We start from the raw sequence: 13955 nt of genomic DNA on the forward strand, positions 1-13955 counted from the left end.
CTCAGGCCTCGTCGCGCAGCACATCCAGGGCGTGCTGCAGGTCCGCCGGATACGGACTGACGATCTCGATTCGCCTGCCGTCAGCCGGATGGGCGAATGCCAGCGACCGTGCGTGCAACCATTGTCGTTGCAGCCCAAGCTTTTTCGCCAATACCGGATCGGCCCCGTAGACGAGGTCACCGCAGCACGGGTGGTGCAGCGCGGAGAAGTGCACCCGGATCTGGTGGGTGCGACCGGTTTCCAGATGCACGTCGAGCAGGCTGGCGGCGACGAAGGCCTCCATCGTGTCGTAGTGAGTGAGGCTGTGCCGGCCGTTCTGCGTGACCGCGAATTTCCACTCGCCGCCGCGATGCCGTCCGATCGGAGCGTCGATCGTCCCGCTGGACGGATCCGGATGCCCTTGCACCAGCGCGTGATAGCGCTTGTCGACGGTGCGCTGCTTGAATGCCCGCTTGAGCACGGTGTAGGCGCGCTCCGACAGCGCCACGACCATCACCCCGGAGGTACCGACGTCGAGGCGGTGCACGATGCCCTGCCGCTCGGGTACACCCGAGGTGGTGATCCGGTAACCGGCGGCGGCCAGGCCGCCCAGCACCGTGGGTCCGGTCCAGCCCACCGAGGCATGCGCCGCCACCGCCGCCGGCTTGTCGACGGCGACGATGTCGTCGTCGGAATACAGAATCGTCATGCCCTCGATGTCGACGGGCGTGTTTTCCGGCGGCGCGGGTGCCTCGGGCAGGCGCACCTCGAGCCAGGCTCCGCCCGTCAGGCGATCAGACTTGCCGACCCCGACGCCGTCCAGCTCGACGCCGCCGTCTTCGGCGATCGCGGCAGCGGCGCTGCGCGACAGCCCCAGCAGCCGCGCCAGTCCCGCATCGACACGCATGCCCGCCAATCCTTCGGGGACGGGCATCGAACGGCTCGACATCAGCGCTGGTCGGCGTTACGCCGACCCACAGTGTCGAAGTCGAACCCGAAGATCGACAGCGCCACCAGCAGGATCGCCCCGCCGACCACCGCCGGATCGGCGACGTTGAACACCGGCCACCAGCCGACCGACAAGAAATCCACCACGTGGCCGCGAAGCGGCCCGGGCGCGCGGAAAAAGCGATCGACCAGGTTGCCCATGGCGCCGCCCAGGATCAAGCCGAGACCCAGCGCCCACCACGGCGATACCAGCCGCCGGCCCATCCAGAAGATGCCGCCCACCACGCCGGTCGCGATCAGGGTCAACATCCAGGTGTATCCCGTCGCCATCGAGAAGGCCGCGCCCGAATTGCGCACCAGAGTCCAGGTCACCGTGTCGCCGATGATCGATACCGGTTGCCCGGGCGGCAGCAGTTTGACGGCGAGCACCTTGGTGACGACGTCCAGCGTCAGCACCACCGCCGCGACCGCCAGCAGCAACCGCAGCCGCCTCGGCGGTCCCTGCGGCGCAGGGGCTTCGAGCTCGCCGATCTCAGCGTCGCCGCCGGAGCTCGCCGGCTCAGCCGCTCCCGTTGGTTCCTCAGCCACGCCACCCATCATCCCCTACCGGCATCGCGTGGCTTGGGTGCGACCTGGCTTGCCGCCGCGGGTGCGGAATGATCTGACCATGAGCCGCCTGACTGTCATCGCCACCGGAGGCACGATTTCCACCAGCACCGGCGCCGACGGGGTGGCCCGCCCCACCCACACCGGAGCCGCGTTGACCGCGGGACTCGACGTCGACGTCGTCGACCTGATGGCGGTGGACAGTTCGGAGCTGACGCCGCCCGATTGGGACCGCATCCGCGCCGCGGTGCAGGCCGCGATCGCCGAAGGCGCCGCCGGCGTGGTGGTCGCCCACGGCACCGACACCATGGAGGAGAGCCTGCTCTGGCTCGACCTCACCTACGCGGGAGACGTGCCGGTCGTGCTGACCGGCGCCATGCGCAGCGCCGACGCCCCCAACGCGGACGGCCCGGCCAATCTGCGCGATGCGCTGGCGGTGGCGGCCAGCCCGGCGGCCCGCGGCCTCGGCGTGTTGCTGTCCTTCGCCGGCCGGGTGTGGCAACCGTTGGGCCTGCACAAGGTCGCCACCCAGGATTTGAGCGGCTTCACCGGCGAGTTGCTGGGCACCAGCGCAGGCGGCGTCGCGCTGACCGGGGCCAAGATCCGCCCCTACCTCGGCGATCTGACCGCCGCCGACGCGCCGAGGGTCGACATCGTCGCGGCCTACCTGGGCAGCGACTCGGTGGCCCTGGACGCCTGTGTGGCCGCGGGCGCGCGAGGCGTGGTGCTCGAGGCGCTGGGTTCGGGCAATGCCGGGGCGGCCGTCGTCGAGGGGGTGCGGCGGCACTGCAGCAACGGGGTCGTTGTCGGGGTGTCCACCCGCGTCCCCGGTGGCCGGGTCAGCGCGGGCTACGGTCCCGGCCACGACCTCGTCGGGGCGGGAGCCGTGACGGTGCCGCGGCTGCGTCCGCCGCAGGCCCGGGTGCTGATGATGGCCGCGCTGGCCGCGCAGCTACCCGTCGCCGACGTCATCGCCCGCTGGGGCTGACGTCGCGGCCGACTCCTCGGTCCGCAGCGTGCCCACATAGTCCGGCCAATCCAGGGAGTCGATCGGGTTGGCGTGGGTGACGTCGACGGTGTCGGCGGGAAAGGTGCGGGCCTGACCCGGACCGGAAGCGCGGGTCTCGAATCGCACGGTGACGACGCCGTGGCCGGCGCCCTGCACCCAACCGTGCCCGAACTCGCGGTGCTCGACGTCGTCGCCGATCCGCCACTGTGCGGCCTCGGGAGCGGGAGCAAACATGGCCTCGGCCGCGGTCTCGATGTGGTGCGCATCCGAGTCCGGCTCGGGCAGCTCGAGATCCGGGAACAGCGACTCCTGACGCACATCGCTTAGCCCCGAAAACCCAACGCCGAGGAGGCGAATCGGCCCGATCTCGTGCGGGTCGAGCAGCAGTCGCCTGGCCATGGCGATCAGCGAGCCCAGTTCGGTCGTCGCGTAGGGCAGCGTCGCTGAGCGGGTCAGCGTGCTCATGTCGGATTTCTTCAACTTCACCGTGACGGTGCGGGCACCGCGCCCGTCGCGCAGCAGGCGCTGATGTGCATGCTCGGCGATCGGATCGATCGCCTCGCGCAGTTGGTCCAGGGTGGTCAGGTCGACGGCGAAGGTGGATTCGGCGCTGATCTGCTTGGCCTCGGCGCGCTCGGCCACCGGACGGTCGTCGATGCCACGGGCCAGCCGATGCAGCGCCGACCCGACGGTCGCGCCCAGGATGTTGGCCGCCTCCGCGTCGGTCAGCGCGGCCAGTTGACCGATCGTCTCGATGCCCAGCCGATTGAGCTTCTCCTCGGCAACCGGGCCAATCCCCCACAGCCGTCGTACCGGCAGCGCGCCGAGCAACGCCGTCTCGTCGGCGCGCCGCACCACCCGGATGCCGTCGGGTTTGGCCAGCCCGGACGCGATCTTGGCGATCTGCTTGCCCGAGCCCGCGCCGACCGAGGCGATCAAGCCGGTCTCGTCGCGCACCCGTCGGCGCAGCCCCTCGCAGAACGCCTCGACGTCCTCGGCCGATGCCCCGCCGAGCTGCGGTGGTTCGCCGACCCCCTCGTCGAACGACAGCTGCTCGACGACGGGAACCAGGCTGCGCACCGCCTCGAAGACCCGTCGGCTGGCCACCCCGTAAACCACGCCGCGCGGCGGCAACACCACCGCGGTCACGCCGATCTGCCGGCGGGCCTGATGCATCGGCATCGCCGATCGGGCGCCGAAAACCCGTGCTTCGTAACTTGCTCCGGCCACCACACCCCGGCCGCCCAGGCCGCCCACCAGCACCGGCCGGCCCCGCAGGGTCGGCCGCGTGAGCTGCTCGACGGAGGCGAAGAACGCGTCCATGTCCAGGTGCAGCACCCAGCGCGACTCCACGGAGATAAATGCTATTGCGCTACTGGACTAACGTTTTCCACATGGCCATGAACCTCGCGCACCGACGGATTTGCAGCTCGGACAAATGGGCGAAGCAGGTCGAAGACGACCTGCTGCCGTGGGCGCTGGCCGACGTAGAGCTCGGTGACAACACCCTGGAAATCGGGCCCGGGTACGGGGCGATCCTGAAGGTGCTGGTCGACAAGACTCCGAGGGTCACGTCGGTCGAGATCGACACCCCGATGGCGCAGCGGCTGCAGCGGCTGTACGGCGACCGGGCGCGAATCATCAAAGGCGACGCCACCAACACCGGATTGCCCGACGACGAGTTCAGCTCCGTGGTGTCGTTCACCATGCTGCATCACGTCCCGACCGTCGATCTGCAGGACAAGTTGTTCGCCGAGGCCTTCCGGGTGCTGCGCCCCGGGGGTGTCTTCGCCGGCAGCGACAGCGTGACGTCGCTGCGCTTCCGGATCCTGCACTTCCGCGACACCTGCAACACGGTTTCGCCGACCACATTGCCGGATCGTCTGCGCGCGGCCGGTTTTCGCGACATCGAGGTCGAGGTCCGCGACGGCAGGCTGCGCTGGCGCGCGGTCAAGGCCGCCTGATGGACGCCGAGCCCGGCGACGCGCCGACCGTCCCTGAGGTTTCGCACCACCCGACGCGATGGGCGCGGCTGCGCCATCAGTGGAATCAGCGGCTGCAACCCGGCGAGCAGGCCACCGTCTTGGCCTGGGCATCCTTCACCCTGACGTTTGCCGGGCTGCGCGCGCTCACCCACTGGATCCGCGCCGGCCACGGACCGTCAGGTGGAGGAATATCACTGGACGGCAAGCACTTTCACCACTACAACCTTGGCATCGGGATGCTGGCGACGGTGGCCGGTGTCGGGCTGCGCGGCACCGAACGGCAACGGCGACACCCCGCCGCGGCCGTCGCTTATGGCGCGGCGAACGCCATGATCGTCGACGAGCTGGCACTGCTGTTGGACCTCAAGGACGTCTACTGGGCGGCCGACGGCCGTGAGAGCGTCGACGTCGCGGTCGGCTGCATCGCCGTGGGCGCGACCGTCGTGGCGGGCATGCCGTTCTGGCCCCATGCCCACCGCGCGCTGCGATCGGGCCGCTGATCGCCTCGCTTGGTAGAACGGAAACATGCCCCCTGTGTCGACTGAGCCCTCGCCCTCTTCCGGCCGGGAGCCGCACCTGCTGCGGCAGGTCGCGGAGTCCTTCGGAGTGGACGCCGATCGCTACGACCGGGCCAGGCCCCGGTACCCCGACGCCCTCATACAGCGCGTCATCGCCGCAAGCCCCGGCCTCGAATTCCTGGACGTCGGCTGCGGCACCGGGATCGGGGCGCGGCAGTACACGGCGGCCGGGGTCACGGTGCTCGGCGTCGACCCCGACGCCCGGATGGCCGAGGTCGCCCGTCGCACCGGGATCGACGTCGAGATCGGCAATTTCGAGACCTGGGACCCGCGCGGCCGGTCCTTCGACGCGGTCGTCGCCGGGCAGGCCTGGCATTGGGTGGACCCCGTGCTGGGCGCCGGCAAGGCGGCACAGGTGCTGCGGCCACACGGGCTGTTGGCGCTGTACTGGCATGTCTTCGATCCGCCCAGCGAGGTGGCCCGGCCTTTCGACGACGTCCTTGCGCGCGTGGCGCCCGACGCGCCGCTGCAGACGCCTGGCTTCGGACTGCAACAGGCAAACCTCAGCAGGGCGGTGGAAGGCATCCGGACCGCCGGCGGCTTCGCCGAACCCGAGCAGTGGCGGTTCGAATGGCAGCGGCGGTACACGCGCGACGAATGGCTGGACCATCTGGCCACCACCGGCCAGCTCACCCTGCTCGGGCCGGGGGATGTCGCGACGGTGCAGGATGCCGTGGGGACCGCCATCGACTCCCTCGGAGGCGAATTCACCATGCACTACGTCACCCTGGCAACCGCGGCCTCGCTCTCGGCCAGACCGTAACCTGCTTTTGCGCATCGTGCGCCAACCATGAGGCGATTCCCGATTGCGATATCGCCAGTGATATCGGAATGAAAACTCGCCAATTGGTCAGTCGCGCAGTTCCTTCGGCCCAACGGCATCCACGTTAGGCCTTGGCAATGCTGACCCGCACCCCGTCGCCGATCTCGGGCGCATCTGAGCCGGGATCGCCGAAGTCGAAGCTGGTGGCCAGGATTTCACCGGCGATGAGGTCTCGGTGGGTGTGCGCCCAGTCGGCCCGTTCGGCGGGCACCGATATGACCACGCGGATGCGATCGGAGACATCCAGCCCGGTCGACTTGCGCAACTCCTGCAACTCGCGGATCCGGTCCTTGGCCCACCCCTCGGCCTCGAGCTCCGGGGTCACGGTGCCGTCCAGCACCACCAGGCCAGCACCCGCTGGCAGCGCCGCGGTGAACTCCGGGTCGGCGGCCACCAGCCGCGAGCTGTATTCCTCGGGCAGCAGCACTGCGGGACCGGCGGTCAGGGTGCCATCCGCGTTGACCACGCCCTGGCCGGCCTTGACCGCCTTGATCGCGGCCTGTACATCCTTGCCCAGCCGCGGCCCGGCCACCCGGGCGTTGACGGTCAGCTCAAAGCGTCCGTAGGTGTCGATCGCGTCGGTCAGCTCCACGCTCTTGACGTTGAGCTCGTCGGCGATCAGGTCGGTGAATGGCTGCAGTCGCTGCGGATCTTCCACTGCCACAGTCAGTTTCGACAGCGGCAGTCGCACCCGAAGTTTCTTGGCCTTGCGCAGCGACGACGCGGCCGAGCACACTTCGCGGACCTGATCCATCGCCGCGACCAAGTCGGCGTCCGGGGGTAGCTCCTCGGCGTGCGGCCAGTCCGTCAGGTGCACCGAGCGCTCGCCGGTCAGGCCGCGCCAGATGATCTCGGTGATCAGCGGAAGCAGCGGCGCGGCCAGCCGCGCGGACACCTCCAGCACGGTGTGCAGGGTATCGATGGCGTCACTGTCTTCTTCCCAGAAACGCGAACGTGACCGTCGCACATACCAATTCGTCAGCGCCTCGGTGAATTGGCGCAGCTGCTCACAGGCACCGGAGATGTCGCATACCTCCAGCGATCCGGTGAGCTCATCGCGCAGCACCGCCAGCTTGGCCAGGATGTAGCGGTCCAGGACGTGCGCCGAATCGGTGCGCCAGGTACCGACTTTGGGAGCGTAGAGGGCAAGGAAGCTGTAGGCATTCCACAGCGGCAGCAGCACCTGCCGAACGCCTTCGCGGATGCCCTGCTCGGTGACGATCAGGTTGCCACCGCGCAGAATCGGCGACGCCATCAGGAACCACCGCATCGCGTCCGACCCGTCGCGGTCGAAGACCTCGGAAACGTCGGGATAGTTGCGGAGCGACTTGCTCATCTTCTGGCCGTCGGAACCCAGCACGATGCCGTGTGCCACACAGGTTTTGAACGCAGGCCGGTCGAACAGCGCGGTGGCCAGCACATGCAGGGTGTAGAACCAGCCGCGGGTTTGCCCGATGTATTCCACGATGAAGTCACCCGGATAGTGGGTGTCGAACCAGTCGGAGTTCTCGAACGGGTAGTGCACCTGGGCATAGGGCATGGACCCCGAATCGAACCACACGTCGAGCACGTCCGGGATGCGCCGCATGGTGCTGCGCCCGCTGGGATCGTCGGGGTTGGGCCGGGTGAGCTCGTCGATGTAGGGCCGATGCAGGTTGGTGGGCCGCACCCCGAAATCGCGTTTCAGCTCTTCGAGACTGCCGTAGACGTCGATGCGCGGGTAGGCCGCGTCGTCGGACTTCCACACCGGAATCGGGGTGCCCCAGTAGCGGTTTCGCGAGATCGACCAGTCGCGAGCACCCTGCAGCCACTTGCCGAACTGGCCGTCCTTGACGTGTTCGGGATACCAGGTGATCTGCTGGTTCAGCTCCACCATGCGGTCCCGGAACTCGGTGACCGTGACGAACCACGACGAAACCGCCCGATAGATCAGCGGATTGCGGCACCGCCAGCAGTGTGGGTAGGGGTGCTCGTAGGTTTCGTGCCGGATCAGTACGGGCTGGTTGACGGCGGCCGCTCCGCTCTGGTTTTTCAGGTCGCGGATGATCTCTGCGTTCGCGTCAAAGACGTGCTGGCCCTTGTAGTCCGGGACGGTCGCGTCGAATCGGCCCTTGGAATTGACCGGGGTGACCGGCTTGATGCCAGCGGCATCGGCGACGGCCATGTCGTCCTCGCCGTACGCCGGCGCCATGTGCACGATCCCCGTACCGTCATCGGTGGTCACGAAATCGCCTGGCAGCACTTGAAATGCGTGGGGCGTGTCCATGAAATACGGGAACGGCGGCAGGTAATGCGTGCCAAGCAGGTCCGCGCCCGCGCAGCTCCCGAGCACCTCGGGCTCTTCGCCGATCTCGCGGGCGTACGCACCCAGCCCCGCCTCGGCCAGCACGAAACGACGATCGCCCACCTTGACCTGGACGTAGGTCACGTCCGGGTTGACGGCTACCGCCAGATTCGACGGCAGTGTCCACGGCGTCGTCGTCCACACCAACAGATAGGCGCCGTCCAGGTCGCCACCGGATACCTTGAAACCCACCGTGACCGCCGGGTCCTGGCGGCTTTGATAGACGTCGTCGTCCATCCGCAATTCATGGTTGGACAACGGGGTTTCGTCGCGCCAGCAGTACGGCAGGACCCGGTAGCCCTCGTAGGCCAATCCCTTGTCCCACAGCTGTTTGAACGCCCAGAGCACCGACTCCATATAGGGCAGATCGAGCGTCTTGTAGTCGTTGTCGAAGTCGACCCACCGCGCCTGGCGGGTCACATAGGCCTGCCATTCGTCGGTATAGCGCAGCACCGATTCGCGGCAGGCCTCGTTGAACGCGGCGATCCCCATGTCGTCGATCTGGGATTTGTCGGTAATGCCCAGCTGCCGTTCGACTTCGAGTTCGGCGGGCAGCCCGTGCGTGTCCCAGCCGAAGCGCCGCTCCACCTTGTAGCCGCGCATGGTCCGGTACCGCGGCACAATGTCTTTCACGTAGCCGGTGAGCAGATGCCCGTAGTGCGGCAGCCCGTTGGCGAACGGTGGCCCGTCGTAGAAGACGTATTCGGTGGCATCGGCGCGCCGCGCAATGCTCGCGCGGAACGTGTCGTCGCGGGCCCAGTAATCGAGGACCTCGACCTCGAGCGCGGGAAAGTCCGGCGCCCCTGGCTTCGGATACGCCTTGACGTCAGCGTTATCGGTCACGATGTGCGTCGTCTCCTGTGCCTTCATGCCGTTTGGCACTGTATGCCTAAGGGCCAGTGGGCACTGGCCCTTAAGGGGACGACGACGCGCAATCTGCGCGAGCGCCGCGGTACCACCCCGCTTGCCGCGCTGACGCGCGACCGCTCGATATGGCTGTGACGGGCCTACCCGTTCGGTTCTACTGGGCCACCCGGGCCGTTCTTCCGAAGGCTCCCCGGTGATAGCCGGATCGATGCCATTGCTGCGATTGTACGAAGAGTCTACGTAAGCGCCGCAAATCAATCACTAGCGGCTCCAAGGGGTTACCTGACCGCAGAACTCGCCTGCGTTCGGATAACCCCTTGGAGCCATCGGCTGGGTACATCCATGGTCGGCTCTGGCTACGCCTGGACTTCGATGATCCCGACACGCCACAGTGCGGCGTACACGTGCCGGACCGGAATGCTCAGCAGCCGAGCTGCGCAGTCCACCAGCGGGTCGCCGGCACCGAAGTGGCCGGCCTCGACCACACGGGTCACCTTCTTGGGAGCGGGAGCCTGAACCGGGGTTGTGTCGGGCACCAGCCGCAGGTTGCGGACGGGCGCCAGGGTTACTACGTCGTGCTGCAGGGCTGCGGTCATGATCGCCTCCTTGACGGAATTCGAAACGAGTTCTGATTGGACTGACGCGTCCCGTCCCGTAACGGTTCCGATCCGAAAACGCTTGGCCAGCAGGCCGTCTAGCGTTGTGGCGACTCAGCAAAAAGCGTCGCGCCGGAGGTCGGATGGGGACGGAAGATAGTTCGGTTTTCGACCCGGACTGTCGCTGGAACTCATGTCCCTCACCTCCTCTACGTCGCAACGCGTGCGGTGACCCGCACTTTCCGTGCGCACCTCAAGGAGTACTGAACCCGACAAACGTCGGAGATCTGCACCCCTCTCGTCAGAGTTTTGGCACCACACGACGTGTCCGATTGCTCGGAAGCCACCTGGGCTCAACCCTTAAGCCGGGAGGAGCTGTCCTGACCCGGGGCGTCTTTCGACGTTCGGGGTCAGTGGCCTGTATTCGTGTGGACGCCTCGCCTAACGAGGTGCTCGGACCAAGGATGCACGACGGGCGCGGCCAGGTCAATGTGAGCTGTGTCGTGTTGCGCAACTTTTACGTATTCATTACCCACGCGAGCCCGATCTAGGGTCGCTGAACTAGGCAAACCATCAGCAGCGCACTAATCGACCAGCCGCTGCAGCCGCCCGATCGTGTCGATGAACTCCTCGACCATGTCGAGGACAACCGATCGCGTCGGCCGAACCCGGTCGAGCGAGCCGACCACCTGCCCGACGAAATAGGTGGCGAGCTGTCGGGCCTGGGCATCCGGATGTGTGGCCGCTTGGTTGATGCGGATTTGCGGCTCGGTGACCAGTGCGGTCTGCAGCGGCATCCCGAGCGGATCGGGGTTTTCCGGCCGCTCCCACTCGTCGGTCCAGGCCGTGCGGAGCATTCGCGCCGGCTTGCCGGTCATCGACCGAGACCGCACGGTATCCGAGGACGTGGCGGCCAGGAATTTCTCCTTGACCACGGGCACCGTCTCGGCCTCCTCGGTGGTCAGCCAGACTGACCCGCACCACACGCCCTCAGCGCCCAGCGCCATGGCCGCGGCGATTTGGCGGCCGCGGGCGATTCCACCGGCCGCCAACACGGGCACCGGCGCGACGGCGTCGACGACCTCGGGGACCAAGACCATGGTTGCCACCTCGCCGGTGTGGCCGCCCGCCTCGGTGCCCTGCGCGACGATCAGATCGACGCCCGCCGCGGCGTGCCGGCGCGCGTGCTGCGTGGTGCCGGCCAGCGCCGCCACCAAGACATTCCGGTCGTGCGCACGCTGGACGAGATCTTCCGGGGGCGCCCCCAGCGCACTGGCGATCAGCCGAATGTCATGCGCGAAAGCAACTTCGAGCAGCGGCTCGTATCCCTTGGGCGAAATGTTGAGCCCGCCGCCCGACCGACGCGGTGGTGCGGCTGGGGCCGTTACGCCGTAACGAGCGAGGAGGTCGTCGACGAACGCTCGGTGCTCCTCGGGCAGCAGGTCGCGGGCCTGCCCCGCATCCGTTCCCCCGCTCTCGGCGCCGACGTACTTGGACGGCAGCAACAGGTCGACGCCGAAGGGCTTGCCCCCGGTTTGCTGCTCGATCCAGGTCAGCTCGTTCTGCAGCCGCTCAGGACTGTGCGCGACGGCCCCGAGAACCCCCAACCCGCCGGCGTTGGTGACCGCGGCGACGACATCGCGGCAGTGGCTGAAGGCACAGATCGGGAACTCAACGCCGAGCATCTCGGCGACTCTGGTTCGCATGCCACGACGCTAGGAATCCCCGGTTGACATGTCAATGAGCCAGCCTTGGTGGGCGCCGCGATTGTTGCTGCAGACCGTATTTCGCAGCACCGAATCTATTGCGGCGACTGGCCGTCCGGTGGCCAGCTGGCCACGTCTTCTTCCAACGGAACCTTGAGGCTTTGCAGAATGGACGCGATCATTCGCCACGCGCTGATCGCGGTAACGAGTTCGATGAGAACCGTTCTATCGCTCTGCAATTCGCGTTTGCACGCCGCCCAACTCTCTGTGCTGATCGCGCCGTCGCGCACCACGTCGTCGGTGGCGGCCAGCACCGCCCGCTCGGTGGGCCCGAATCCGTCGTAACGCTGCCAGTCGCGCACCCCGATCAGGTCGTCGGCCGTCACACCGAGCCGGGAGGCGACGCGCCAATGCTGCGACCATTCGTAATCGCATGCGGTCAGCCAACCGATCCGCATGATCACCAGCTCGCGCAGCCGAGCATCCAGGGTGCCGTGCCACAGCATCGTCGCGAGCAGGTCATTGACGGCCCGCGCCAGCTGCGGATGGTTGAGCAACACCTGAAAGATGCTGAGTTCGGCCATATAGTTGGGGACGGCAGCCTCGTCGGCGGCGGCTTGGGCCTCACCGAGCGGCAGTCCGGGCACGCGGGCTGTTGTCATCACCGCCCATGGTAGTCAGCGATGCGATGACGCCTTGGCCGCTGCAACGACAACGACCCCGGGTGGCGCTTAGGCGTCGAGGCGAGCGAACTGGCCGTGCCGGTACTGCTCGACGCACGCCGCCCGCCGGACCTTGCCGCTTGTGGTGATCGGGATTGAACCCGGCGGCACCAGCACCAGATCCGCGACGCCCAGGCCGTGCGAGTTGGATATCGCAGAGGTGACGTCACGCTTGACGTCGGCGAGCTGGTCGGCTGCTTCGTCCGATTGGCCGCGATCCCTGACCTCGATGATGGCGACGAGCTGCTCGGTGCCTTGGTCCGAAACGGCGATCGCCGCGCACCGGCCCCGGGTGATCTCCTGAATCGTCGCCTCGATGTCATCGGGCGAGTGGTTGCGCCCATAGACGATCAGCAGGTCCTTGATGCGCCCGATGATGAACATCTCACCGTCGGAGAAGAATCCCCGGTCTCCGGTTCGCAGCCACCCCTCTTCGGGCAGGCCGTCCGACGGCGCGGCGAGCTTGCCGGCGAACGTGTGCTCAGTCTCTTCCGGCTTATGCCAGTAGCCCAGCGCGACGTTCTCGCCGTGTATCCAGATTTCTCCGGCGGTTCCCTCCGGGCACTCGACGCGGGTTTCCGGGTCGACGATGCGGATGATCGGCGAGCTCGTCACGCCATAGCTGACCAGCGGTGTGCCCGTTCCCGTTTCGCAGCGCTGGGCGACGCCGGCGGAAAGCTTCTCGGATTCGAACTCCACGATCTCCGGTGGCGCGGCCGGAGTGCGGGTCTGCGCATACACCGTTGCCTCGGCGAGCCCATACGACGGCCGGATCGCCTTGTCCGGGAAGTTGAAGCGAGCGAACCGGTCGTTGAACCGCTTCAACGTCGCCGGGTGCACGCGCTCGCTACCGCTGAGGATGACCAGGACTTCGCCGAGGTCCATCCCGGCCAGGTCGTCGTTCGAGGTCTTTCGCGCCGCCAATTCGAAAGCGAAGTTCGGTGCGGCCGAGAATGGATGAGTATTTTGGGCCAGCATTTGGACCCACCGCGCTGGCCGCGCCAGGAACGACACCGGACTGGTGAGCACTGTGCGAAAGCCACCGAGCACCGGCGCGCACACTCCCAGCACCAAACCCATGTCGTGATAAAAGGGCAGCCACGACGTAATAGTCATGTCGGGCGGGGACACGCCGCCGAACTCCACAAAGTAATCGGCCATGATCTGCTCGAAGTTCGCCACCAGATTTCTGTGGGTGATCATGACTCCGGCAGGCGATCGGGTGGACCCCGACGTGTATTGCAGATACGCGGTGCCCGAACGATTCTCGCTACGGACGGAACCCATCGGCCCGTCGAGGTCGAGTTGGTCAACTTCGACGAGGGTTGGGACCGGTCCCCCGGACTCCGCCTTCAGATATTCGGACACGATGCCCGCGACGGGCGACGTCGTGAGAACGACACTCGGCGACGAGTCGCGCAATACCGAACTGACGCGCTCATCGCTGACGCCGCCGAGCGGAACAGCCAGCGGGACCGCGATCTGCCCCGCTTCCATCGCGCCGAGAAACGCCACGATGTACTCGAGTCCCTGCGGGGCCAATATCACCGCGCGGTCGCCATCGGACCCGCACTCTTTCAGCGTCCGCGCCATGTTCACCGTCCGCCGGTACAGCTGCCCCCATGTCAGGGTTAGCTCGACTCCGTCCCAGTCCTGGTCGTAGTCGATGTAGGTGAACGCCTTGTCGTTGGGCTGCAAGCTGGCGCGTTCACGCAGCACACCTGTCACGGAAGTCTCAATCACGGGCATCAGGTTACCGTGGGCGACCGCAGCCCACCGTCAAAAAGCGCCA

The 13955-nt window shown here is 67.2% G+C and carries 12 protein-coding genes and 1 riboswitch; of the genes, 4 read left to right on the forward strand and 8 right to left on the reverse strand.

Features of this window, described 5'->3' with window-relative positions; translation table 11 throughout:
* Position 1: 1 nt before the first annotated feature.
* Complete coding sequence (locus tag MNAB215_RS26295) at positions 2-928, reverse strand: RluA family pseudouridine synthase (RefSeq protein ID WP_077081380.1); 927 nt, start codon at positions 926-928, stop codon at positions 2-4.
* Complete coding sequence (gene lspA, locus MNAB215_RS26300) at positions 928-1515, reverse strand: signal peptidase II (protein WP_108637812.1); 588 nt, start codon at positions 1513-1515, stop codon at positions 928-930. The genes MNAB215_RS26295 and lspA overlap by 1 nt, the downstream gene beginning before the upstream one ends.
* Before the next feature lie 79 nt (positions 1516-1594).
* Between lspA and MNAB215_RS26305 the strand changes: the two genes are divergently transcribed.
* Positions 1595-2521, forward strand: coding sequence for an asparaginase (locus MNAB215_RS26305; protein WP_077082359.1), 927 nt, complete (start codon positions 1595-1597; stop codon positions 2519-2521).
* On the opposite strand, the gene MNAB215_RS26310 is transcribed toward MNAB215_RS26305, so the two are convergent.
* Positions 2486-3895 (reverse strand): DNA polymerase IV, encoded by a 1410-nt coding sequence (locus MNAB215_RS26310; RefSeq protein ID WP_077081381.1) that lies wholly within the window; start codon positions 3893-3895, stop codon positions 2486-2488. The genes MNAB215_RS26305 and MNAB215_RS26310 overlap by 36 nt on opposite strands.
* 41 nt (positions 3896-3936) lie before the next feature.
* Between MNAB215_RS26310 and MNAB215_RS26315 the strand changes: the two genes are divergently transcribed.
* The 3 genes from MNAB215_RS26315 to MNAB215_RS26325 are packed head-to-tail and all read left to right on the forward strand — an operon-like array spanning position 3937 to position 5868.
* On the forward strand, positions 3937-4506 hold the full coding sequence (locus tag MNAB215_RS26315; protein ID WP_077081382.1) for a class I SAM-dependent methyltransferase: 570 nt from the start codon (positions 3937-3939) through the stop codon (positions 4504-4506).
* Complete coding sequence (locus tag MNAB215_RS26320) at positions 4506-5027, forward strand: hypothetical protein (protein WP_174604640.1); 522 nt, start codon at positions 4506-4508, stop codon at positions 5025-5027. The genes MNAB215_RS26315 and MNAB215_RS26320 overlap by 1 nt, the downstream gene beginning before the upstream one ends.
* Positions 5028-5052: 25 nt before the next feature.
* Positions 5053-5868 carry a class I SAM-dependent methyltransferase gene (locus tag MNAB215_RS26325; RefSeq protein ID WP_077081383.1) on the forward strand — a complete coding sequence of 272 codons (816 nt, stop codon included), beginning with the start codon at positions 5053-5055 and terminating at the stop codon, positions 5866-5868.
* 124 nt (positions 5869-5992) lie between these two features.
* On the opposite strand, the gene ileS is transcribed toward MNAB215_RS26325, so the two are convergent.
* The 5 genes from ileS to MNAB215_RS26355 all read right to left on the reverse strand — a co-directional run bounded on the left by ileS (position 5993) and on the right by MNAB215_RS26355 (position 13912).
* Entirely contained in the window at positions 5993-9115 is a 3123-nt protein-coding gene (ileS, locus tag MNAB215_RS26330) for an isoleucine--tRNA ligase (RefSeq protein ID WP_108637813.1), read from the reverse strand.
* Between the two features lie 380 nt (positions 9116-9495).
* On the reverse strand, positions 9496-9735 hold the full coding sequence (locus MNAB215_RS26335) for an Rv1535 family protein (protein ID WP_077081385.1): 240 nt from the start codon (positions 9733-9735) through the stop codon (positions 9496-9498).
* A 286-nt stretch (positions 9736-10021) separates the two neighbouring features.
* Positions 10022-10191: riboswitch (M-box (ykoK) riboswitch) on the reverse strand.
* Positions 10192-10319: 128 nt separating this feature from the next.
* A complete protein-coding gene (locus tag MNAB215_RS26345) occupies positions 10320-11441 on the reverse strand; it encodes an NAD(P)H-dependent flavin oxidoreductase (protein WP_077081387.1) in 1122 nt (373 codons plus the stop codon).
* A 95-nt stretch (positions 11442-11536) separates the two neighbouring features.
* Positions 11537-12103 (reverse strand): carboxymuconolactone decarboxylase family protein, encoded by a 567-nt coding sequence (locus MNAB215_RS26350; protein WP_077081388.1) that lies wholly within the window; start codon positions 12101-12103, stop codon positions 11537-11539.
* Positions 12104-12172: 69 nt separating this feature from the next.
* Complete coding sequence (locus tag MNAB215_RS26355) at positions 12173-13912, reverse strand: AMP-binding protein (RefSeq protein WP_077081389.1); 1740 nt, start codon at positions 13910-13912, stop codon at positions 12173-12175.
* Between the last annotated feature and the right edge of the window lie 43 nt (positions 13913-13955).

Origin of the sequence: Mycobacterium numidiamassiliense, assembly GCF_900157365.1 — a bacterium.
Classification (GTDB): Bacteria; Actinomycetota; Actinomycetes; order Mycobacteriales; family Mycobacteriaceae; genus Mycobacterium; species Mycobacterium numidiamassiliense.

What these genes read in the sequence shown, in the direction of transcription:
- MNAB215_RS26295 (WP_077081380.1), bottom strand. Translation starts at nt 928, where the DNA reads ATGTCGAGCCGTTCGATGCCCGTCCCCGAAGGATTGGCGGGCATGCGT.
- MNAB215_RS26305 (WP_077082359.1), top strand. Translation starts at nt 1,595, where the DNA reads ATGAGCCGCCTGACTGTCATCGCCACCGGAGGCACGATTTCCACCAGC.
- MNAB215_RS26315 (WP_077081382.1), top strand. Translation starts at nt 3,937, where the DNA reads ATGGCCATGAACCTCGCGCACCGACGGATTTGCAGCTCGGACAAATGG.
- MNAB215_RS26320 (WP_174604640.1), top strand. Translation starts at nt 4,506, where the DNA reads ATGGACGCCGAGCCCGGCGACGCGCCGACCGTCCCTGAGGTTTCGCAC.
- MNAB215_RS26325 (WP_077081383.1), top strand. Translation starts at nt 5,053, where the DNA reads ATGCCCCCTGTGTCGACTGAGCCCTCGCCCTCTTCCGGCCGGGAGCCG.
- MNAB215_RS26335 (WP_077081385.1), bottom strand. Translation starts at nt 9,735, where the DNA reads ATGACCGCAGCCCTGCAGCACGACGTAGTAACCCTGGCGCCCGTCCGC.
- MNAB215_RS26345 (WP_077081387.1), bottom strand. Translation starts at nt 11,441, where the DNA reads ATGCGAACCAGAGTCGCCGAGATGCTCGGCGTTGAGTTCCCGATCTGT.
- MNAB215_RS26350 (WP_077081388.1), bottom strand. Translation starts at nt 12,103, where the DNA reads ATGACAACAGCCCGCGTGCCCGGACTGCCGCTCGGTGAGGCCCAAGCC.
- MNAB215_RS26355 (WP_077081389.1), bottom strand. Translation starts at nt 13,912, where the DNA reads ATGCCCGTGATTGAGACTTCCGTGACAGGTGTGCTGCGTGAACGCGCC.